Origin of the sequence: Pseudomonas sp. Irchel s3h17, from assembly GCF_900187505.1 — a bacterium.
Taxonomy (GTDB): domain Bacteria; phylum Pseudomonadota; class Gammaproteobacteria; order Pseudomonadales; family Pseudomonadaceae; genus Aquipseudomonas.
Window position 1 is genome coordinate 12203 of the sequence record NZ_FYDL01000026.1, and the last position, 20805, is coordinate 33007.

A 20805-nucleotide genomic window follows, 5' to 3' on the forward strand; every position below is an offset into this window, starting at 1 on the left:
TTGCAGGTTGCCGACAGTCGCTCCCACCTCAATGGAAGCGAAGGTTGAAACCGAGGACACGCCCTCAACATCCGGCCATGGACTGGCTCGGGTGCAGCCAACTCGAAGCTTAGCAGCCGTAGCGCAAGGGGAAAGATATTGTGGTGATTGCCACGCCCCTCATTTGCATAAGCACTCCCCGGCACCCGGGGCCAGAGCTGCTAAGCTTGTGACGATGGTCTGCGGCGCTTGCCAGGATGCTGGTGCACGCACACGCAATGGTTTTCCTGGCAATGACACGATGGGCTGACGAAACCGACGCATGACCCGGTCCGGTGCCCAAGCGAGTCAGACTTCGTTGAGCAAAGGAGTGGATATGGCTCCCGGCACCAAGCGCTCTGGCAAAAATCCCCCCCGCAAAGTAAAGGTCACCGGGGACGAGCCGGTCTTTCGCTCACGCAAGGAGCGCCTGAGCGCAGGCGAGCAATTACGCGAGAGCGTGCCGCATTCGGCGCATGCCGTATGGAACCCGCCGCGCAAACATCGAAACCCCATCGAGTTGCTCGAGCAGTCCAACCGCTATCGACTGCCCGATCTGGTCCCTGTGCGCTACGGGCGCATGTTGCGCAGTCCATTCACCTTTTTGCGGGGCTCTGCGAGCCTGATGGCCCATGACCTGGCCACGACCCCTCTCACCGGCATTCGGGTGCAAGCCTGCGGGGATTGCCACCTGTTGAACTTCGGGTTATTCGCGACACCCGAGCGCAATCTGATTTTTGACATCAACGATTTCGACGAAACCCTGCCCGCCCCCTGGGAATGGGATGTAAAACGCCTGGCAATCAGCTTTGCCGTGGCCGCACGCGATAACCGACTCAGCGATAAAGAGGCGCGCAGCGCCGCCGTCGAATGCGTTCGGGCTTACCGTGAGCACCTGCGCAAACTGTCGAAGCTGAACCCGCTGGAGGTCTGGTACGACTGCCTGGACGCGCAAGCGATCATTGATCTGGCGCCCAACGCGGAAGTTAGAAAATTTCGCGAGCAAGTGATCGCCAAGGCCAAAATCCGGATAGGCGATTACCTCTATCCCAAGATCAGTGGCGAAGTGGGCGGACGGCGACGACTGATCGATCAGCCGCCCATTCTGTTTCATGTCTATGAAAAGGGCTTTCTGCAGCGAGTGCAGATGGCGCTGCAAGATTATCGATTGTCCCTGCCCCATGAACGGCGCGTGCTCTTCGACCGTTACCGCCTTGAAGACATTGCCGTCAAGGCGGTCGGGATCGGCAGCGTCGGTACCTATTGTTTTGTCGGCCTGTTCTTTTCCGCGGAAAACCACCCTTTGCTCCTGCAATTCAAGGAAGCCTGCCCCTCGGTGCTGGCGAACTATGCCGGCAAAAGCGAATACGAGAATCAGGGCCAGCGCGTTGTCACCGGGCAACGACTGATGCAGTCCTCTAGCGACATCTTCCTGGGCTGGACACGAGGCCGCAACGGCCGGCATTTTTTTGTCCGCCAGTTACGGGACATGAAAATGTCAGCGCCGATTGAAGGGGGCACAGCGTCCCGAATGAAGCTGTACGCCGACTTGCGTGGTCGTACCCTGGCCCGCGCCCACGCGAAATCGGGAGACTCTGCGCTCATCAGCGGGTATTTGGGCAAATCGGACACCTTCGACCAGGCCATCGGCAAATTCGCCTTGAGCTATGCGGATCAAAACGCGAAAGACCATGCCGCCCTGCTGGCTGCGGAAAAGTCCGGGCGGATCCAGGCGCTCAGAGAAGAAGAGTGAGTCCAGGCCAGCCTGGCAGGCAACGGGAATTCGGGATGGGCGGAATGGGCCGCGACCCTTGATCTCCCGGAGAGTTGAAGTGCGCGGTACAGGTGCCGGCATCCGCCTCCAGCCGCGCCGCGCAGCTACAACCGCTTCCCGGAAAGATCAACCACGTTCAGGCCGACAGCATCGTGGGGCGATATCCATGTCGACTACTGATACTTGACGTCCCGCGCGGTATCGCGCGTGTCCTGTTTGGTGTCGCGCTTGTCCTGGCGACATTCGGCACGGTTCTTTTCATCACCCTCTTTGCACGCTTCCTTGGTTTCCCTTGCTGCGTCGCGCCCTTCCTGCTTTGTGTCCCGCGACTCCTGCCGTTGATCAGCCTGGTCGGTCGCGTAGGCCGGCAGCGGCATCCACTGCGCGCCTGCGGCGATGGCCAGTGTCGCCAGGGCAATCAAGTAGTGCTTGCCCATCATGATTTTCCTCCTGTTCAAGAGTACTCAATCACTGTGCTCCCCGATCATCGGCCGTACACGGCTGGGCGGGGATGTTCTTTGCCTCACAAGCCGAAACCGCCTCGTTGTCAGTGCATGGAATTTAACGATAGGTCGACATGGGCAGGCCCGCAAGGAAGGTGATGCCGTGCGCCGTGGCGGGCCGTTTTCAACGTCCGGGAGACAATCCTGTTGCCTTCTACCAAAGGGATTCAGGGCGTCACTGACAGTGATCGGCTTGATTGCTGTCCACTCGGCCCCTCAATACTCCCGGTTGCGGTTTGGCCACGGGCCCGGACTTCTACAGCGGCAACCCTGGCCATTCATAGGGGAAGCGAACGGTCTTGAATGACACGCTTCATCACAAGGGTGGAGGTCAGTCGCTGGACGTTGGGTAACGTGGACAGGCGCTCATCATAGAGCTGTTGAAAGGCCGGCAGGTCGCGGGTGATGACGTGAAGCAGATAATCGGGCTCGCCAAAAAGCCTTTGAGCCTCGACGATCTGGGGTATCTGCTCAAGCGCCCCTTCGAATGCTGCAACCGCCTGGTGATCACCCTCGCGCAACGTCGCAAACACCATTGCCGAAAAATTCAGGCCTAGCGCGCTGGGCGAGAGCTGCGCGCGATAGCCCTGAATCACACCCGCTTCCTCCAGCGCACGCACTCTTCGGTGGCAGGGAGACAGGCTCAGACCGACCCGCTCCGCCAGTTCGGTGACCGACAATCGTCCATCAATCTGAAGCTCGGCAAGAATCTTCTGATCAATCCTGTCCATATAGAATTATCTACCTGTATTCAGTATTTACATTGGAATAATAGCGAAAATATTTTAAGTGCATTCAATTATTCTTTCCGTGAACTTTATAGCCGCTGGTCGTCCGCCCTTGTCTGGACAAGGTCGGACGCCGCCTTTATTTCTGCGAGTAAGAACGATGCGCGCCCCCGCTCAAAGCACCCGAAATAACTCGATAAAAGCCGCTGCCGGCGGTCGATCAGGCCAGAACAAGAACTCGTACAACAGCAGAAGGTAAGACAGACATGAGTCTTAGTATTTTCGCCGCGTTCTGGGCGGTGTCGTTCTTGTTCGTGATTACACCCGGGGCAGATTGGGCCTACGCGATATCGGCCGGCCTGGTGGGTCGTGTGGTGATGCCAGCCGTGGCCGGATTGTTGATTGGACATTTATTGGCAACGCTGATCGTGGCGGCCGGTGTCGGCGGCCTGGTTGCAAGCAACCCCATTGCCCTTTCGGTACTGACCGTTGCCGGTGCTGCGTACCTGCTTTGGCTGGGAATCAACATGCTCTTGCACCCCTCGACACCTCGCGCCGGGGAGGCCCAGGCATCCGGTTCCTGGACGCGCTGGACCTTTAAAGGTGCCTGCGTGAGCGGTTTGAACCCCAAGGTTTTCCTGCTCTTTCTCGCCTTGTTGCCGCAGTTCACCGACCCGACGGCTTCCTGGCCGGTGCCGATGCAGATCATCGCGCTAGGACTGCTCCACGCCTTGAGTTGCGGCGTGATCTACCTGTTGGTGGGTTTCGGCTCTCGAGCCGTATTGCAGGCCCGCCCCGTGGCCGCTCAAGCAGTCAGTCGGCTCTCGGGAGCGATCATGATCATGATCGCCGTACTGTTGTTAATCGATCAGATCCTGCGCTGACCGCCTGCTTATCTCAGAAAAATCCAATGAGTGACGTGCTACCCGGCGCTGCCCGCGACTTCGCCACCAAGGCGAAAACAGGCTACTTTCCAGGGGCCAGGCATTCTTTCCAGGTCGACAGGACAAAGGACTTCAATGAAAAGCTTTAGACAGCGTGCCGCCGAAGGGCTTCAAACAGGCGATAGCTTCACCCTCTCCCGCTGCTTCTCGGAGGATGATATCCAGCGCTTTGCGCAGATTTCCCGCGACTACAATCCGGTGCATTTCGATGCGCATTTCGCTGAGGCTCGCCACTTCAGGGCACCGGTATCCCACGGCCTGTTGACCGCCAGCCTGGTGACCGAAATCGGCGGCCAGATCGGCTGGCTGGCGTCGGCAATGACATTCAACTTCAAGCGCCCCGTCTATCCTGGCGATACCGTGACATGCCATTGGGTCATTGTGAGCACGGATGAAAAAGGCCGCGCGACGGCAGCGATCACCCTCACCAACGAGGACGGCATCATCGTGCTCGAGGGAGAAACCCGTGGGATTTTACCGGGTGCAAAGGAGCAGGAGCTCCTGGTGCAGATGCTTGCCCAAGGCGATCCCACAAATGGGGTAACGCACGCCAACTAATGAGCGTCATGGATTGGAAGCTGCCCCCCATGACTGGCGGCTATCGGCCCAGAGTAGCCGGTGGTCGTTGCATTTCGCTTGTCGTCGACGTTTGGCTAAGCTTTATAAATCGGGGCGAACTGAAACCTGGGTGGTAACGGCCATCGCCGGATCTGGATTGGCATCAAGACGGCACTCCCGAAGGAGACGACTATGTATGCGGTTATAAGAACCTACTTGGGTACTGGAGCAAAGCAGCTTTTCGAGCTTTTGGAAGCGCGCAAGGCCGACGTCGAAGCGACCCTGCGGACAGTGCCTGGCCTCGTAAGCTACACGCTGCTCAATACGGGTGATGGCGGTACGTCGGTGACTGTTTGCACGGACAAGGCCGGCAGCGATGCGAGCTTGAAAGTCGCGCGTGAGTGGATTCAGAAAAACGCCTCGAATATCCACGCGAACCCGCCGATCGTAACGGAAGGTCCGGTGGTTGTGCAGATCAACTAGCGCGCCCTTCCGATTGATCTCACGACACTATCGCGGTCGCAGGTTTTGTATGCTTGCTTCCCCGCTATGGGTCGATAGCAGCCCCCCACCGCTTTCGATATCAGAAGTTGGCCGGCGTATTCGCGCTGATAATCTCTGCCTCGTCCGCCCCGATATTGCGGAACCGATGCGGCAAGGTCGTCGGAAAATAATAGCCATCCCCGGCATTCAACACACTCACCTGCCCGTCCACCGTGAGCTCGACGGTGCCGCGCGTCACCAACCCGCACTCCTCGCCTTCGGCGTGCACGATCGGTTCTTCGCCCGAACTGGCGCCCGGGGCATATTGCTCGCGCAGCAGGCGCATCTGCCGGCTGGGTACGGAGGCGCCGATCAGCAGCAGGCGCAAGCCATGGCGGCCGAGGTCGGGTTGTTCGTTGGCGCGGAAGATGTACTGGTGTTCGCGGGGCGGCTGGTCGAAGGTGAAGAAGTCGGCCAGGGACATGGGAATGCTCTCCAGCAGCTTCTTGAGTGAGCTGACAGATGGACTGACGCGATTCTGCTCGATCAGGGAGATGGTGGCATTGGTGACGCCGCTACGCCGGGCCAGCTCGCGCTGGGACAGTTTGTAGCTTTCGCGTACTAATTTGAGTCGAGAGCCCGTGTCCATGACAGCCTTATGTGAGAAAAACTTAAGGGTAATGTGGGGTGGATGGCGGGCGACTTCTGTCGCGAAATGCGCCGTTCCTCTGTCCCGAAGACGTGAAGGCGGCTATTAAATCACGTTTGCCCCCCGCCGCTCAGCAGGATCGGTAAAGGGTCCGTAAAAAATCCGACGGCCTCAATCAGCAAGGCCGCCGGTAAGGTTGAAACTAGATGCCGAAACGGTCACGCATGGCGTAATACACCGCGCCCATGGCGGTGAGCGGTGCCTGGAAGGTACGGCCGCCAAACATCGGCATGTGCGGCAGGGACGCAAACGCATCGAAGCGTTCGGCATCGCCACGGATCATTTCCGAGATCAACTTGCCGGCCAGGTGCGAGCAGGTCACGCCGTGGCCACTGTAGCCCTGCATGTAGTAGGCGTTTTTCTCGATACGGCCGAACTGCGGCATGCGCGACATGGTCAGCAGGAAGTTGCCGGTCCAGCGGTAGTCGATCTTCACGTCCTTGAGTTGCGGGAAGGTCTTGAGGATTTTCGGCCGGATCAGTTGCTCGATGTCGTCGGGCTCACGGGCTCCGTAGACCACGCCGCCGCCGTACAGCAAGCGGTTGTCGGCGGTCAGGCGGTAATAGTCGAGCAGGTAGTTGCAGTCTTCGACGCAGTAGTTGTTGCTGATCAGGCTCCTGGCCACTTTCTCGGACAACGGCTCGGTGACCACGATCTGCGAACCGCAGGGCATGCTTTTACGGGTCACACGGTTGTCGAGGTCCTGCGGCAGGTAGGCGTTACCGGCGATCAGCAGGTACTTGGCGCGCACCGCACCCTTGGCGGTCCGGACCACAATCGGCTCACCGTAGGTAATTTCCACGGCTGCTGACTGTTCGAAGATTTTTCCGCCCAGGCCGATGATGGCGGCGGCCTCGCCCAAGGCCAGGTTCAGCGGGTGTACGTGACCGCCCTGCAAATCCAGCAGGCCGCCGACGTAGTTTTTCGATCCGACTTCCCTGGCGATTTCGGCGGCATCGAGCATGCGCAGGTTGTGGTTGCCGTAACGCTCCCAGCTGCTTTTCTGCTCGGCCAGGCCTTTGAGCTGCTTCTTGTTCAGCGCGGCGAAAATGCCACCGGGCTTGTAGTCGCACTTGATGTCGTACTGCTTGATGCGCGAGCGAATGATGTCGGCACCTTCGAAGATCATGCTGCCGAGCACTTCGGCGGTTTTGTCGCCATAGCGCTGCTCGATGACATCGACGTCGCGGCTGTAGGAGTTGACCAGTTGTCCACCATTGCGACCGCTGGCGCCGTAACCGACCTTGGCGGCTTCCAGCACAGTGACGCTATAACCCGCTTCGCTGAGAAACAGCGCCGACGACAGACCGGTGTAGCCCGCGCCGATAACGCAGACATCGCACTCGACCAATTCTTCGAGTACCGGGAAATCGACGGTCTCGTTGCGGGTCGCGGCGTAGTAGCTGTTTACGTGTTTTTGCATGATTGAATTCCCGAGCGGTCGCACGCCGATGCCTGCAACCGCTGCTGTGTAAATGGTTAGAGCTTGATCCAGGTCGCCTTGAGCTCGGTGTACTTGTCGAAGGCATGCAACGACTTGTCGCGACCGTTACCCGATTGCTTGAACCCGCCAAACGGCGCGGTCATGTCGCCACCGTCGTACTGGTTGACCCAGACGCTGCCGGCCCGCAGGCCACGGGCGAAGGTATGGGCCTTGCTCAGGTTGCGGGTCCAGACCCCGGCTGCCAGGCCGAAGATGCTGTCGTTGGCGATGTGCAGGGCTTCTTCAACGGTGTCGAAGGTGATCAGCGACAGCACCGGGCCGAAAATCTCCTCCCGGGCGATGGTCATGGCGTTGGTCACACCGTCGAAAATCGTCGGTTCCACATACAGGCCACCGGTGTCTTCCAGGGTGCGCGCGCCCCCTGCGATCAACTGCCCGCCCTGCTGCTTGCCGACTTCGATGAACCGCAGCACCGATTCCAGCTGACGCTGATCGACCACCGCGCCGACGTTGGTGGCCGGGTCCAGCGAATGGCCGGGCTTCCAGGCTTGCAAGGCTTCCACCAGCAGCGGGATGAACTGCTCGCGAATCGAGCGCTCCACCAGCAGGCGCGAACCCGCGGTGCAGACTTCGCCCTGGTTGAAGGCAATGGCACTGGCCGCGGCCTGTGCTGCCGCGCGCAAATCCGGCGCGTCGGCGAACACCACGTTTGGACTCTTCCCCCCCGCCTCAAGCCAAACGCGTTTCATGTTGCTTTGCCCGGCGTAGATCAGCAGTTGCTTGGCAATTGCCGTCGAGCCGGTGAAGGCCAGTACGTCGACATCCATGTGCAGGGCCAGGGCCTTGCCGACGGTGTGGCCGAAGCCCGGCAGGACGTTGAACACCCCTTTGGGGATGCCCGCGTCCAGCGCCAGCTGAGCGATGCGAATCGCGGTCAGCGGCGACTTTTCCGAAGGCTTGAGGATGAACGAGTTACCCGCCGCCAGCGCCGGGGCAAACTTCCAGCTGGCCATGATCAGCGGGAAGTTCCACGGAACGATGGCCGCGACTACGCCGGACGGTTCCCGGGTGACCAGGCCCAACTGGTCGTGGGGCGTGGCCGCGACTTCATCGTAGAGTTTGTCGATCGCCTCGGCGCTCCAGCGGATCGCGTTGGCGGTCGCTGGAATGTCGATGGCCATGGAATCGCTGATGGGCTTGCCCATGTCCAGGGTTTCCAGGAGCGCCAGCTCTTGCTGGTGCGCCAGAATCAGATCGGCGAAACGAATCAGGATACGCTTACGCTCGGCCGGGGCGAGTTTGGCCCAGACGCCGGACTCGAAGGCCTGGCGAGCGACCTGCACGGCGGCATTGGCATCGGCTTCGCCGGTGCTGGCGACGTTCGCCAGAAAGCGCCCGTCCACGGGGCTGATGCATTCAAACGTATCGCCGCTGATTGCCGGGCGGTACTGGCCGTCAATGAATGCCCGACCTTCTATGGATAAGGACTGAAAGCGTTGCTCCCAGTCGCTGCGAGTGTTTGTCATGGTTGTGACTCGACGCAGAGAAATTGGTGATCGTGTTTACACATGAAACGAGCGCTGAGTAACCTGTGGCGAGGGAGCTTGCTCCCTCGCCACAGGTTGGGTGTCAGCCTAATCAGACCGTGTGCAGGTACCAGTTGTACTCAAGGTCGGAGATGGAGTTCTCGAACTCGGCCAGTTCACTTTCCTTGCACGCCACGAACACGTCGATGTAGGTCGGGTCGATGTAGCGGGCCATGACCTCGCTGTCGTCCAGCTCGCGCAACGCATCGCGCAGGTTGTTCGGCAGGCTCTGTTCGTTCTGCTCGTAGCTATTGCCCTCGACCGGGGCACCTGGCTCGATCTCGTTGGTCAGGCCGTGGTGAATACCGGCCAGGACCGAGGCCATCAGCAGGTACGGGTTGGCGTCGGCACCGGCAACCCGGTGTTCGATGCGCACCGAATCCGGCGCACCGGTCGGCACGCGGATCGCCACGGTACGGTTGTCGATGCCCCAGCACGGCGAGTTCGGCACATAGAACTGCGCACCGAAACGACGGTAGGAGTTGACGTTCGGGCAGAGAAACGCCATCTGCGCTGGCAGGGTCTCGAGCACACCGCCGATCGCGTGACGCAGTGCGGCGTTCTGCTCGGGATCCTCGCTGGCGAAGATGTTGTTGCCGTCTTTATCAAGGATCGAGATGTGCACATGCAGACCGTTACCCGCTTGGCCCGGGTACGGCTTGGCCATGAAGGTGGTGTCCATTTCATGGTCGTAGGCGATGTTCTTCACCACGCGCTTGAGCAGGACCGCGTAGTCGCAGGCCTTGATCGGGTCAGCCACGTGGTGCAGGTTCACTTCGAACTGCGCCGGGGCGCTTTCCTTGACGATGGCGTCGGCCGGGATGCCCTGCTCTTTCGCGCCTTCGAGGATGTCTTGCAGGCAGTCGACGTACTCGTCGAGGTCGTCGATCAGGTACACCTGGGTCGAATGCGGGCGCTTGCCGGAAACCGGCGAGCGTGGCGACTGCGGACGACCGTTCACGTTGTCCTGGTCGATCAGGTAGAACTCCAGCTCGAACGCGGCGCAGATCGTCAGGCCCATGGCGTCGAACTTGCTCACGACCTGGCGCAGGACTTCACGTGGGTCGGCGAAGAAGGGCTCGCCTTCCAGTTCGTGCATGGTCATTAACAGTTGCGCGGTAGGACGCTTCTGCCAGGGCTCGATGCTCAGGGTATTGGGGATGGGGTAGCAGATTCGGTCAGAGTCGCCGATGTCCAGACCCAGGCCGGTGCTTTCCACCGTAGAACCGTTGATGTCCAGGGCAAACAGCGAAGCCGGGAGGTTGATGCCTTTTTCGTAGACCTTGTGGAGACTGGTGCGCTCGATGCGCTTGCCGCGCACCACGCCGTTCATATCCGCAATCAGAAGGTCGACGTACAAAACCTCAGGATGTTTCTTAAGGAATGCGTTCGCTTCGTTGAGCTGAACGGCACGCAGGGGTACCGACATGATGCACCTATTATGTTAATTATTATGTTCACCGCCCTTTCACGAGCCCAGTCAATCCGAAAGGCAAAGTGAAGTCAATAGCGGGCAAATCGCCTTTTTTGTTGATTTTATTGGTCACCACAACCATCAAACGAGCAAAGAACCGCCTAATAGCTGCGGCCAGCCTAAGCTTTCACTCACTAGCCGTTTAGAATCTTTTACATTGGAGTTGTTAAAAAAAATCAACGAGGCTAAGCTCTGGAAAAGCTCGTTCAAGTGTGAAACTTCGAGGTGATAAAAATGGCATTCAAGCCATTGATCGGCGTTACTGCGTGCGTCAAACAGATTGGCCTGCACCCCTACCACATCAGCGGCGACAAGTACGTACGTGCTGTCAGCGTCGCGGCCCTGGGGTTGCCCGTCGTCATTCCTGCCCTGGGCGAACTGACCGAAATCGACGATCTGCTCGCGCAGCTCGACGGTCTGCTGCTGACCGGCTCGCCGTCGAATGTGCAACCCTTCCACTATCAGGGCCCTGCCAGCGCACCCGGCACGGATCACGATCCGGCGCGGGACGCCACCACCCTTCCCTTGCTGCGTGCGGCCATTGCGGCGGGCGTTCCGGTGCTCGGCATCTGCCGTGGCTTCCAGGAGATGAACGTGGCGTTCGGTGGCAGCCTGCACCAGAAGGTCCATGAGCTGCCCGGCATGCTCGATCACCGCGAAGCGGATCACCCGGACCTGGCCGTGCAGTACGCACCGGCTCACGCGGTCAAGGTGCAGCCAGGTGGCGTGTTCGAAGCCCTGGACCTGCCTGCGGTATTCCAGGTCAACTCGATTCACAGTCAAGGCATCGACCGCCTGGCGCCCGGCCTGCGCGCCGAAGCCATCGCCCCCGATGGCCTGATCGAGGCGGTCTCCCTCGAGCACAGCAAGGCCTTCGCCGTCGGCGTGCAATGGCACCCGGAATGGCAGGTGCTGAGCAACCCTCCCTACTTGAGTATTTTCCAGGCGTTTGGCGACGCATGCCGACAACGGGCAGCGCTGCGCAACCAGCGCTGACGACAGCACACCGCATTCAACGATTGAACGGTCCCCCGCGAGTCAGGCGGGCGCGTCTTTGCGCGCCATCCCCTCGCGAAAACAACCAAACGCAATAACAACAAGTACGACCAGGCAGCCAGGACGGCGGCGCCGAATCAGCCCGACCGGCATCTCCCGGTACGGGCTGGCAATCACCTATTAAGTCAGGCCGCGTTGGCCCGGCGACTGAAACCTGTTGGGAGTTTCACATGGCAAACGCCTCCAGCATTTACAGGAAGGCTCTTGAAGGTCATCAGCAACCGAAAAAGGTGCTGGTGCGAGTCGATCGCGTCACCAAGAAATTCGACGAAACCACTGCGGTGGACGATGTGTCCCTGGAGATCCATCAGGGTGAAATTTTCGCCCTGCTCGGCGGTTCCGGGTCCGGCAAGTCGACCCTGCTGCGCATGCTGGCCGGTTTCGAACGTCCCACCGAAGGGCGGATCCTGCTCGACGGCGTGGACATCACCGACATGCCGCCCTACGAGCGGCCGATCAACATGATGTTCCAGTCCTACGCCCTGTTCCCGCACATGACAGTGGCGCAGAACATTGCCTTCGGCCTCAAGCAGGACCGTTTGCCCGCCAGCGAAATCGACGCCCGGGTCGAAGAAATGCTGCGCCTGGTGCACATGACCCAGTACGCCAAGCGCAAGCCGCACCAGCTCTCCGGTGGCCAGCGCCAGCGTGTGGCCCTGGCCCGCTCCCTGGCCAAGCGCCCGAAGCTGTTGCTGCTCGACGAACCGATGGGCGCCCTGGATAAAAAGCTGCGCTCGCAGATGCAGCTGGAACTGGTGGAGATCATCGAGCGCGTGGGCGTGACCTGCGTGATGGTGACCCACGACCAGGAAGAGGCCATGACCATGGCCGAGCGCATCGCGATCATGCACCTGGGCTGGATCGCCCAGATCGGCAGCCCGGTGGACATCTATGAAGCACCGGTCAGTCGCATGGTCTGCGAGTTCATCGGCAACGTGAACGCCTTCGATGGCACCGTGGTCGAGGACCTGGAAGGCCACGCGATCATTCACAGCCCAGACCTGGAGCAGAAGATCTACGTCGGCCATGGCGTCAGCACCTCGGTGCAGGACAAGTCGATCACCTACGCCATCCGCCCGGAAAAAATGCTGGTCAGCACCCTCAAGCCCGAGACCCGCTACAACTGGTCCCGGGGCAAGGTGCATGACATCGCCTACCTGGGCGGGCACTCGGTGTTCTACGTCGAGCTGCCGGGCGGCAAGATCGTCCAGTCGTTCATGGCCAACGCCGAACGCCGTGGCGCGCGCCCGACCTGGGACGATCAGGTCTACGTCTGGTGGGAAGACGACAGCGGCGTGGTACTGCGCGCATGAATACCCTCACTCAGCAGTTCCAGCGGTTTTTGCCGAGCGGCCGCAAGGTCGTCATCGGCATTCCATTCCTGTGGCTGTTTCTGTTCTTCATGCTGCCGTTCTTTCTGGTGATGAAGATCAGTTTTTCCGAAGCCGCCCTGGCGATTCCACCCTACTCCGAGATTTACAGCTTCGCCGAACAGAAGTTCCAACTGCTGCTGAACCTGGGCAACTACTCGCTACTGGCCGCCGACGAGCTGTACCTCTCGGCTTACCTGGGTTCGTTGAAAGTGGCGCTGCTCAGTACGGCCATGTGCCTGGTGATCGGTTTCCCGATGGCCTACGCCATTATCAAGGCCAGCAAGGAAACGCAGAACGTCTTGCTGTTGCTGATCATGATGCCGACCTGGACCGCGATCCTGATCCGCGTGTATGCGTGGATGGGCATCCTCAGCAACAACGGCCTGCTCAATGGGTTTTTGATGTGGTCCGGCCTGACGTCGCACCCGATCGAGATCCTCAACACCAACACGGCCGTCTATATAGGGGTGGTTTACGCCTACCTGCCGTTCATGGTGCTGCCGCTGTACGCCAACCTGGTCAAGCACGACGCCAGCCTGCTGGAAGCCGCCTCGGACCTGGGCTCGAGCAACTTCAACAACTTCTGGAAAATCACCGTGCCGCTGGCCCGCAACGGCATCATCGCAGGCGCAATGCTGGTGTTCATCCCGGTAGTGGGTGAGTTCGTGATTCCGGAACTGCTGGGCGGCCCGGAAACCCTGATGATCGGCCGCGTGCTGTGGCAGGAGTTCTTCAACAACCGTGACTGGCCGGTAGCCTCGGCGCTGGCGGTGATCATGCTGGTGATCCTGATTGTGCCGATCCTGCTGTTCAACCGCAGCCAAGCCAAAGAGATGGAGGGACGGGCATGAACCGTTTCGGTTTTTCAAGATTGATGCTGGTGTTCGGCCTGACGTTCATCTACCTGCCGATGCTGATCCTGGTGATCTACTCGTTCAACGCCTCGAAGCTGGTGACGGTCTGGGGCGGCTGGTCGGTGAAGTGGTACGCCGGCCTGCTGGACAACAGCCAGTTGATGGGCTCAGTGGTGCGCTCCCTGGAAATCGCCTGCTACACCGCGATTGCAGCGGTGGCGCTGGGCACCCTGGCGGCCTTTGTCCTGACCCGGGTGACCCGCTTCAAGGGCCGCACGCTGTTCGGTGGCCTGGTGACCGCGCCCCTGGTGATGCCGGAAGTGATCACCGGCCTGTCGCTGTTGCTGCTGTTCGTGGCCATGGCGCAAATGATCGGCTGGCCGCAGGAGCGTGGCATCGTCACCATCTGGATTGCCCACACCACGTTTTGTGCCGCCTATGTCGCGGTGGTAGTCTCCGCCCGCTTGCGTGAGCTGGACCTGTCCATCGAGGAAGCGGCCATGGACCTGGGAGCACGCCCGTTGAAGGTGTTCTTCCTGATTACTATCCCGATGATCGCGCCGTCGCTGGCGGCGGGCGGCATGATGTCGTTCGCCCTGTCCCTGGACGACCTGGTACTGGCCAGCTTCGTCTCCGGCCCGGGCTCCACCACCTTGCCGATGGAAGTGTTCTCCGCCGTCCGCCTGGGCGTGAAGCCCGAGATCAACGCCGTGGCCAGCCTGATATTGCTGGCGGTATCGATCGTGACCTTCATGGTCTGGTACTTCAGCCGCAAGGCCGAAGCCAATCGCAAACGGGCGATCCAGGATGCCATGGACCAGACCGCCAGCGAATCCTGGCAGCAGCCCAACAAGCAAATGGTAGAAGCGACGGCCTAGTGTCATTGCTGTTCAACTGAGTAAATACAAAACCTGTGGCGAGCGAGCTTGCTCGCGCTGGGCTGCGGAGCGGCCCCAAAAATTCTGGCGACCCTTCCAATTTTGTGAGTGCTGCGCACTCAAGCGGGAGCAAGCTCCCTCGCCACAGGGTTTGATGCTCACTGCATTTTTGTTTTGTGATTTTGAATAAAAAAATGGAGTTGTACCGATGAAAATGTTTGGCAGGACGCTGCTGACACTGTCCTTATTGGGCGCGATCACCACGGGCGCCCAGGCCAATGACAAGGTTCTGCGCGTCTACAACTGGTCCGACTACATCGCCCCGGACACCGTCAAGAAGTTCGAAGACGAGACCGGGATCAGCGTGACCTACGATGTATTCGACAGCAATGAAACCCTGGAAGCCCGCCTGCTGGCCGGTAAATCGGGTTACGACATCGTGGTGCCGTCCAACAGTTTCCTGGCCAAGCAGATCAAGGCCGGTGTCTACCAGACGCTGGACAAGTCCAAGCTGCCCAACTGGAAAAACCTCAACCCGGTGCTGCTCAAGAACGCCTCGGCCAGCGATCCGGACAACGGCCATGCATTCCCCTACATGTGGGGTTCGATTGGCATTGGCTTTAACCCGGACAAGGTCAAGGAAGTGCTCGGCAGCAATGCGCCTACCAACTCCTGGGACCTGCTGTTCAAACCGGAAAACGCAGCCAAGCTGAAAGCCTGCGGCATCAGCTTCCTCGATTCGCCCACCGAAATGCTGCCAGCCGCCCTGCACTACCTGGGCTACCCGGTGAACACCCGGGACAGGCAGCAGATCGCCGAGGCCGAAGCGTTATTCATGAAGATTCGCCCGTCAGTCGCCTACTTCCACTCGTCCAAGTACATTTCGGACCTGGCCAACGGCAACATCTGCGTCGCGGTCGGTTACTCCGGCGACGTACTGCAAGCCAAGGCCCGGGCCAAGGAGGCCGGCAACAAGGTGAAGGTCGACTACAGCATCCCCAAGGAAGGCGCCGGCAGTTTCTATGACATGGTCGCCATCCCGCACGATGCGGCCAACGTCGACAACGCCTACCTGTTCATGAACTTCCTGATGCGCCCGGACATCATGGCCGAGATCACCAACAACGTCGGCTACAGCAATGCCAACGCTGCGGCGACGCCACTGGTGGATGAAGCAATCCGCGACGACCCGGGTTCGTACCCGCCCCAGGCCGTGATGGCCACGTTGTACGCCATCCCGGACATGCCCATCGCCACCCAGCGGGTAGTGACCCGCGGCTGGACCCGGGTCAAGCTCGGCAAGTAACCCACTGCGCCCGTCGGGGGCGCAGTCTGCAACACCGTTCACGGGGCGCCTTACCACCGCCGCGACATCACGAACGGCCTCACCAGGCTCCCTCGGCCATGGTGATTCAGGCGGCCAGGGGTGAGTGCCTGCACTCCCCCCCCCTGGACGCCTTTTTTCCAGCATCGCTCATGGCGCGTTGACCACCACGTAGCTCACATTACTGCCCTGGTACTGTGGCTGGAACCAGGTCGATCCGCATTGCATGTACGCCGTGTTGTTGCGCATCACCTGCACACAGTCGCTGGGCATTTCCGACGGGCGCATGACCTCACCCACCACCGCCGCGGTGACCATGACCGTTGCCGTCACGGCAGCCGCCATGGCGAGCGGATGGTCGTAATCATCGTCATCGTCATAATCGTGATCATAATCGTCGTCATCGTAATCGCCGTGCCCCTCGCTATCGATATTCACATCGCGAGTCTTGTTGACGTTGCGTTCACTGTTGTCGACCCGCACCCGGTTACCGACGTTGTTGCCGGCATTCACACGGTTGCCCGAGTTGACCTCGTTCCCCACATTGGCCTGATCGACGCGCTGCCTGGCCTGATCGCGCTGGGCGGTGCTGGGCCGCTGGTTGGTGTTGGTGCGCTGGGCGGTCTTGGCCCTCGGGGTGCTGACCCTCTGGCCGCTGCTGAGCTGCGGGGTGGGGTTGATCCGCTGTTTGGCGCGAACACCCTGGTTGGTATTGATCCGTTGACTGGTATTGAGCCGTTGGCTGGTATTGGCCCGCTGACTGGTGTGGGCTCGCTGGGCTCGCGGGGCGTGCGCCGGCGGCGCCCGATTGACCGACGACCGGGCACCGCCCTGGGCACGTAGCTGACGAGCATCGACCTGCTCAGCGACGCCGACGGTCAGCATCGAAGTGGCCAGCAGGGATAACAGAACCGCGTACGGTGGAATCCTGAACATGATCCTCCCCCCCTATTCGCTGGCTTTCTTCAAGGGGATGGCGACATCGCCCTTGCGCGGCGTAAAGGTGAACGCCGAGGGGGTGATCTTCGGGGCAAGGTTCCAGCTGTAGACCGCACTGTATTCCGGAAAGCTCGCCACGTCGGTGGTGGTGATCACCAGCTTGCAGGGCAAGGGGTTGTCGGCGCGGGTGATCCACAGCTGCCAGTCGACACCCGCCTGGCGGAATGCCAGGTGGTCGCACAGCGTGCCCTTGACGTAGGAAGGCCCGACATAGATCGCACTCTTGAGGGCGTCGATTTGCGCCTGGTCGCGGCCCAGGAGGAACAGGTCTTCCGTCGGCACCTGGATACCGTAGTGCTGCTCAATCTTGTGCAGGGTTTCGCTGACGGTGGCCGGTGCGTCCACGGTGGTGTAGTACTTCAGATAGGGCGAGTACTGTGTCAGGTGCTTGCCATCGTAGAAGAACTCCCGGGTTTGCGTGTCGCCATCGGCCTTGGCGTACAGGCGGTCATGCCCCGCCACTTTCAGTGTGGTTCGCGAGCTGGTCTGGATTTTCTGCCCCGAGTCCAGCACGGTATCGCGCGTGACCTCGGCGTTGACCTCGAACTTGGGCAGGCTGCGCAAGTAGTCCCCCACATCAATGAGTTTGTCGATCACGTGCGGGTTCAGGGGAGGCGCGGAATCGTCCGCCGGGGGTGCGTCCTCGGCCTGCGCGCCAAGGGTCATGGTTGCGATCAACAGGCAGAAGACTCGTGCTTGACGCTTCATCATCACACTCCCGGGTGGCGCGCTGCGTGCGCGGCCGCCGTTCCGGTGAACGGCAGGACAGTTGAATGAAAGGACGCTTTCGCGGGTTCGTCAATTTTGTACCCGAACTGGGCTATCGTTAGCGTCCATCGCGAGCACCCGGCCCCGGGTCGGCCGCTTGCGTCCATACCACCTGGAGATGGTCATGCGCACACTTGAACTGGCCGGCGTACCGGTCCCCGTCATCGGCCAGGGCACCTGGCGCATGGGCGAAGACCGGCACCAGCGCCGGCGCGAAATCGATGCCTTGCGTACCGGCATCGACCTGGGCATGACCCTGATCGACACCGCCGAAATGTACGCCGAAGGCGGTGCCGAGGAGGTGGTGGGCCACGCCGTTACCGGCGTGCGTGACCTGGTGTTCCTGGTGAGCAAGGTCTACCCGCATAACGCCAGCCGCCGCGGCATTCCCCAAGCCTGTGAGCGCAGCCTGAGGCGCTTGGGCACCGACTACATCGACTTGTATCTGCTGCACTGGCGGGGTCAGTATCCCCTTGAGGAAACCGTCGAGGCCTTCGAGCGTTTGCGTGAAGACGGCAAGATCGGCCGCTGGGGCGTGTCCAATTTCGATGTCGCGGACATGGGCGAGCTGCCCTCCACCGCCTGCGCGACCAATCAGGTGCTCTACAACCTTGAGGAGTGCGGCATCGAGTTCGACCTGCTGCCCTGGTGCCAGCAGCAGCGCATGCCGTTGATGGCGTATTGCCCGATTGCCCAGGCCGGCAACCTGTTGGCCGAGCCGACACTCAAAGCGATTGCCACACGTCATCGCGTCACCCCGGCACAAGTCTCGCTGGCCTGGCTGCTCTCCCAGGAGGGCGTGATCGCCATCCCCAAGGCGGTCCGCCCCGAACACGTGCGATTGAATGCCGCCGCTGGCGCGTTGCAACTCGACCCGGCGGACTTCCAGGCGCTGGACCAGGCCTTCGCGGCGCCCACCCGCAAGCAGCGGCTGGCGATGGTCTGAAGCCTAGAACAAGCCCAGTTGGCCACCGATCAGGGTGCTGAAGTCGTCGTCGACAAACGGCAGGATCGCGTCAGCCACCGGTTGCAGCTGACGGCTGATGTAGTGGTCGTAGTCAATCGGTGCGCTGCGGGTCTCCAGGGGTTCGGGTCCCGCGACCGTGATCACGTAACTGATCCAGCCACCGCGCTGGTACTGGCGCGGCCGGTGTTGCCGGTCGTTGTACTCATCCGCGATGCGCGCGGCACGGACATGGGGCGGCACGTTGCGCTGATAGTCGTCCAGCGGCCGGCGCAGGCGCTTGCGGTAGATCAGCAAGTCATCGTGCTCACCCGCCAGCGTCGCCCGCACAAACTCGCGCACATAGTCCTGATACGGCCGCCGATGAAAAATCCGCAGGTAGAGCGCTTGCTGAAACTGCCGGGCCAGCGGCGACCAGTCGGTGCGCACGCTTTCAAGGCCCTTGTAGACCATCTCGTCGGTGCCATCGGCGCGGGTCACCAGGCCTGCGTAGCGCTTCTTGCTGCCCTCCTCCGCGCCACGGATGGTCGGCATCAGAAAGCGGCGGAAATGGGTTTCGTATTGCAGTTCCAGCACGCTGTGCAAGCCGAACTCGCGCAACAGATGCTCACGCCACCACTGGTTGACGCAGGCCACCAGCGAGCGGCCAATCTGTGCCGCTTCTTCCTGGCCATGGGCGCGCCGTAGCCAGACGAAGGTGGAGTCGGTGTCGCCATAGATCACCGTATGGCCCTGGGCTTCGATCAGTTGCCGGGTGCGCTGCATGATTTCATGCCCGCGCAGGGTGATCGAAGACGCCAGGCGCGTATCGAAGAACCGGCAACCACTGGAGCCCAGCACGCCATAGAAGGCATTCATGATGATTTTCAAGGCCTGGGACAAAGGTGTGTTCTGTTCGCGCTTGGCCACCTCCCGGCCCTCGGCGACCCGGGCGACAATCGCTGGCAGGCAGTGCCGGGTACGCGAGAAGCGCGCCCCCCGAAAGCCTGGCACCGACTCACTGTCGTCGGGGTGACGCAAGCCTTCGACCAACCCCACCGGGTCGATCAGAAAGGTGCGGATAATCGACGGGTACAGGCTCTTGTAGTCGAGTACCAGCACCGACTCGTACAAACCGGGTTGCGAATCCATGACAAAGCCGCCGGGACTGGCCTGGGGTGGCCGTTCGCCCTGGTTCGGCGCGACAAAACCCTGGCGATGCATCAACGGCATGTAGAGGTGGGTGAACGCGGCCACCGAGCCGCCGCTACGGTCGGCCGGCAACCCGGTGACACTGGCGCGCTCCAGCAGGAAGGTCAGCAGCTCGGTCTTGTCGAAGATCCGCGTCACCAACTCGCAGTCCTTGAGGTTGTAGCGCGCCAGGGCCGGCTTGTCCTCAGCGAACATGCGGTTGATTTCATCCATGCGCTGGTACGGGTTGTCGATCGACTTGCCCTCTCCCAGCAGCGTCTGTGCGACGTTTTCCAGGCTGAACGAAGGAAAGCTCCAGGTCGCCGAACGCAAGGACTCGATGCCATCGATGATCAGTCGTCCCGCTGCCGCGGCAAAGAAGTGGTTATTGCCCGAACCGTGTTCGCGCCACTGCATTTCCTCGCCACCGCGCCCCAGGCGCAACGGCACCGCCAGGCGCCGGGCATGCTCGTGCAGGACGCGCAGGTCGAACTGCACCAGGTTCCAGCCGATGATGGCGTCGGGATCGTGCCGGGCAAACCAGGCGTTGAGCTGTTTCAGCAGCAGGGTTCGGGAGTCGCAATACTCCAGGGCAAAGTCCACCTGAGTGGCGTCGCCGTTTGGCGCTCCGAGCATGTACACCTGGCGCTGACCGCAACCCTCCAGGGCAATCGAATACAACTCGCCCTGTTCGGTGGTTTCGATATCCAGCGAGACCAACTTCAAGCGCGGCCGATAATCCGGGGCCGGCTTGAGCTGGGCATCGAGCAACAGGCCGCTGGCGTCAGGCGTTCCGGTGAATGACACGGGGGCGGTGATGAAGCGCTCCATCAGGTAGCGCTCGGGTGGACGAATGTCCGCCTCGAAGACCTCCACACCGGCCCTGCGCAGTATTGATTCCAGGTGCATGAGCTGGCGATGTTGCTGGCAATACAGGCCGAACACCGGTCGGTGCTGGAAATCCTGCAGCCCGAGCGGTCGCAGCTCGACACCCGGCTCGCCGCGCGCCAGCTCCAGGGTGCGCTCGCGGTACTGCTCGGGAATGAACGCCACCGACGGCTGCGCGGGCAAGCGCACCAGCCGTGGACCGGCATCGGTCGCCAACCAGAACTCGACTTGCGTGCCGGCCGGGGTATCGCGCCAATGCCGGGTCAGGACGAAGCCCTGCTGTAAGTCCACCACTGCAACCTCGAAGATG

At 61.0% G+C, this 20805-nt stretch carries 19 protein-coding genes; 10 read left to right on the plus strand and 9 right to left on the minus strand.

Annotated elements, in window-relative coordinates:
- Positions 1-355: 355 nt before the first annotated feature.
- Positions 356-1771 carry a DUF2252 domain-containing protein gene (locus CKW25_RS24825; RefSeq protein ID WP_095083489.1) on the plus strand — a complete coding sequence of 472 codons (1416 nt, stop codon included), beginning with the start codon at positions 356-358 and terminating at the stop codon, positions 1769-1771.
- 194 nt (positions 1772-1965) lie between these two features.
- Here CKW25_RS24825 and CKW25_RS24830 read toward each other — a convergent pair whose 3' ends face one another.
- Both CKW25_RS24830 and CKW25_RS24835 read right to left on the minus strand, forming a co-directional pair.
- Positions 1966-2232, minus strand: a complete 267-nt coding sequence (locus CKW25_RS24830; RefSeq protein ID WP_095083491.1) for a hypothetical protein — start codon at positions 2230-2232, stop codon at positions 1966-1968.
- Positions 2233-2573: 341 nt separating this feature from the next.
- Positions 2574-3026 (minus strand): Lrp/AsnC family transcriptional regulator, encoded by a 453-nt coding sequence (locus tag CKW25_RS24835; RefSeq protein ID WP_095083492.1) that lies wholly within the window; start codon positions 3024-3026, stop codon positions 2574-2576.
- A gap of 263 nt (positions 3027-3289) precedes the next feature.
- On the opposite strand from CKW25_RS24835, the gene CKW25_RS24840 reads away from it, so the two are divergent.
- The 3 genes from CKW25_RS24840 to CKW25_RS24850 all read left to right on the plus strand — a co-directional run bounded on the left by CKW25_RS24840 (position 3290) and on the right by CKW25_RS24850 (position 5008).
- Complete coding sequence (locus tag CKW25_RS24840; protein WP_095083493.1) at positions 3290-3907, plus strand: LysE family translocator; 618 nt, start codon at positions 3290-3292, stop codon at positions 3905-3907.
- Positions 3908-4042: 135 nt separating this feature from the next.
- A complete protein-coding gene (locus CKW25_RS24845; RefSeq protein WP_095083495.1) occupies positions 4043-4525 on the plus strand; it encodes a MaoC family dehydratase in 483 nt (160 codons plus the stop codon).
- A gap of 192 nt (positions 4526-4717) precedes the next feature.
- Positions 4718-5008 (plus strand): hypothetical protein, encoded by a 291-nt coding sequence (locus tag CKW25_RS24850; RefSeq protein ID WP_095083497.1) that lies wholly within the window; start codon positions 4718-4720, stop codon positions 5006-5008.
- 100 nt (positions 5009-5108) lie between these two features.
- Here the strand turns inward: CKW25_RS24850 and CKW25_RS24855 are convergent, their stop codons facing one another.
- From CKW25_RS24855 to CKW25_RS24870, 4 genes are all read right to left on the minus strand, one after another.
- Positions 5109-5657, minus strand: coding sequence for a cupin domain-containing protein (locus tag CKW25_RS24855; protein ID WP_095083499.1), 549 nt, complete (start codon positions 5655-5657; stop codon positions 5109-5111).
- A 202-nt stretch (positions 5658-5859) separates the two neighbouring features.
- Positions 5860-7143 carry an FAD-binding oxidoreductase gene (locus CKW25_RS24860; RefSeq protein WP_095083533.1) on the minus strand — a complete coding sequence of 428 codons (1284 nt, stop codon included), beginning with the start codon at positions 7141-7143 and terminating at the stop codon, positions 5860-5862.
- 53 nt (positions 7144-7196) lie between these two features.
- Positions 7197-8687: an aldehyde dehydrogenase gene (locus CKW25_RS24865; RefSeq protein WP_095083501.1), complete on the minus strand. Its 1491-nt coding sequence runs from the start codon at positions 8685-8687 to the stop codon at positions 7197-7199.
- Positions 8688-8799: 112 nt separating this feature from the next.
- Complete coding sequence (locus CKW25_RS24870; RefSeq protein ID WP_095083503.1) at positions 8800-10176, minus strand: glutamine synthetase family protein; 1377 nt, start codon at positions 10174-10176, stop codon at positions 8800-8802.
- Positions 10177-10455: 279 nt separating this feature from the next.
- Here CKW25_RS24870 and CKW25_RS24875 point away from each other — a divergent pair, with 279 nt between their 5' ends.
- The 5 genes from CKW25_RS24875 to CKW25_RS24895 all read left to right on the plus strand — a co-directional run bounded on the left by CKW25_RS24875 (position 10456) and on the right by CKW25_RS24895 (position 15688).
- Positions 10456-11217 (plus strand): gamma-glutamyl-gamma-aminobutyrate hydrolase family protein, encoded by a 762-nt coding sequence (locus CKW25_RS24875; RefSeq protein WP_095083505.1) that lies wholly within the window; start codon positions 10456-10458, stop codon positions 11215-11217.
- A gap of 230 nt (positions 11218-11447) precedes the next feature.
- Entirely contained in the window at positions 11448-12590 is a 1143-nt protein-coding gene (potA, locus tag CKW25_RS24880; protein ID WP_095083507.1) for a polyamine ABC transporter ATP-binding protein, read from the plus strand.
- A 29-nt stretch (positions 12591-12619) separates the two neighbouring features.
- Positions 12620-13501: an ABC transporter permease subunit gene (locus CKW25_RS24885; protein ID WP_172736637.1), complete on the plus strand. Its 882-nt coding sequence runs from the start codon at positions 12620-12622 to the stop codon at positions 13499-13501.
- Positions 13498-14382 carry an ABC transporter permease subunit gene (locus tag CKW25_RS24890; protein WP_095083511.1) on the plus strand — a complete coding sequence of 295 codons (885 nt, stop codon included), beginning with the start codon at positions 13498-13500 and terminating at the stop codon, positions 14380-14382. The genes CKW25_RS24885 and CKW25_RS24890 overlap by 4 nt, the downstream gene beginning before the upstream one ends.
- Positions 14383-14590: 208 nt before the next feature.
- Positions 14591-15688 carry a polyamine ABC transporter substrate-binding protein gene (locus tag CKW25_RS24895; protein WP_095083513.1) on the plus strand — a complete coding sequence of 366 codons (1098 nt, stop codon included), beginning with the start codon at positions 14591-14593 and terminating at the stop codon, positions 15686-15688.
- 168 nt (positions 15689-15856) lie between these two features.
- Here CKW25_RS24895 and CKW25_RS26785 read toward each other — a convergent pair whose 3' ends face one another.
- Positions 15857-16642 carry a hypothetical protein gene (locus tag CKW25_RS26785; protein ID WP_173919078.1) on the minus strand — a complete coding sequence of 262 codons (786 nt, stop codon included), beginning with the start codon at positions 16640-16642 and terminating at the stop codon, positions 15857-15859.
- A gap of 12 nt (positions 16643-16654) precedes the next feature.
- A complete protein-coding gene (locus CKW25_RS24905; RefSeq protein WP_095083515.1) occupies positions 16655-17413 on the minus strand; it encodes a DUF2092 domain-containing protein in 759 nt (252 codons plus the stop codon).
- A 184-nt stretch (positions 17414-17597) separates the two neighbouring features.
- Here CKW25_RS24905 and CKW25_RS24910 point away from each other — a divergent pair, with 184 nt between their 5' ends.
- Positions 17598-18419, plus strand: coding sequence for an aldo/keto reductase (locus tag CKW25_RS24910; protein WP_095083517.1), 822 nt, complete (start codon positions 17598-17600; stop codon positions 18417-18419).
- 3 nt (positions 18420-18422) lie between these two features.
- On the opposite strand, the gene CKW25_RS24915 is transcribed toward CKW25_RS24910, so the two are convergent.
- Positions 18423-20786, minus strand: a complete 2364-nt coding sequence (locus CKW25_RS24915) for a DNA polymerase II (RefSeq protein WP_172736639.1) — start codon at positions 20784-20786, stop codon at positions 18423-18425.
- Positions 20787-20805 lie beyond the last annotated feature (19 nt).

Excerpts from the sequence above, each read along its gene's own strand:
- CKW25_RS24845 (WP_095083495.1), top strand. The coding sequence starts at position 4,043 with ATGAAAAGCTTTAGACAGCGTGCCGCCGAAGGGCTTCAAACAGGCGAT.
- CKW25_RS26785 (WP_173919078.1), bottom strand. The coding sequence starts at position 16,642 with ATGTTCAGGATTCCACCGTACGCGGTTCTGTTATCCCTGCTGGCCACT.
- CKW25_RS24905 (WP_095083515.1), bottom strand. The coding sequence starts at position 17,413 with ATGAAGCGTCAAGCACGAGTCTTCTGCCTGTTGATCGCAACCATGACC.
- CKW25_RS24890 (WP_095083511.1), top strand. The coding sequence starts at position 13,498 with ATGAACCGTTTCGGTTTTTCAAGATTGATGCTGGTGTTCGGCCTGACG.
- CKW25_RS24830 (WP_095083491.1), bottom strand. The coding sequence starts at position 2,232 with ATGATGGGCAAGCACTACTTGATTGCCCTGGCGACACTGGCCATCGCC.
- CKW25_RS24910 (WP_095083517.1), top strand. The coding sequence starts at position 17,598 with ATGCGCACACTTGAACTGGCCGGCGTACCGGTCCCCGTCATCGGCCAG.
- CKW25_RS24855 (WP_095083499.1), bottom strand. The coding sequence starts at position 5,657 with ATGGACACGGGCTCTCGACTCAAATTAGTACGCGAAAGCTACAAACTG.
- CKW25_RS24840 (WP_095083493.1), top strand. The coding sequence starts at position 3,290 with ATGAGTCTTAGTATTTTCGCCGCGTTCTGGGCGGTGTCGTTCTTGTTC.
- CKW25_RS24825 (WP_095083489.1), top strand. The coding sequence starts at position 356 with ATGGCTCCCGGCACCAAGCGCTCTGGCAAAAATCCCCCCCGCAAAGTA.
- CKW25_RS24875 (WP_095083505.1), top strand. The coding sequence starts at position 10,456 with ATGGCATTCAAGCCATTGATCGGCGTTACTGCGTGCGTCAAACAGATT.
- CKW25_RS24870 (WP_095083503.1), bottom strand. The coding sequence starts at position 10,176 with ATGTCGGTACCCCTGCGTGCCGTTCAGCTCAACGAAGCGAACGCATTC.
- CKW25_RS24865 (WP_095083501.1), bottom strand. The coding sequence starts at position 8,687 with ATGACAAACACTCGCAGCGACTGGGAGCAACGCTTTCAGTCCTTATCC.
- potA (WP_095083507.1), top strand. The coding sequence starts at position 11,448 with ATGGCAAACGCCTCCAGCATTTACAGGAAGGCTCTTGAAGGTCATCAG.
- CKW25_RS24835 (WP_095083492.1), bottom strand. The coding sequence starts at position 3,026 with ATGGACAGGATTGATCAGAAGATTCTTGCCGAGCTTCAGATTGATGGA.
- CKW25_RS24895 (WP_095083513.1), top strand. The coding sequence starts at position 14,591 with ATGAAAATGTTTGGCAGGACGCTGCTGACACTGTCCTTATTGGGCGCG.
- CKW25_RS24850 (WP_095083497.1), top strand. The coding sequence starts at position 4,718 with ATGTATGCGGTTATAAGAACCTACTTGGGTACTGGAGCAAAGCAGCTT.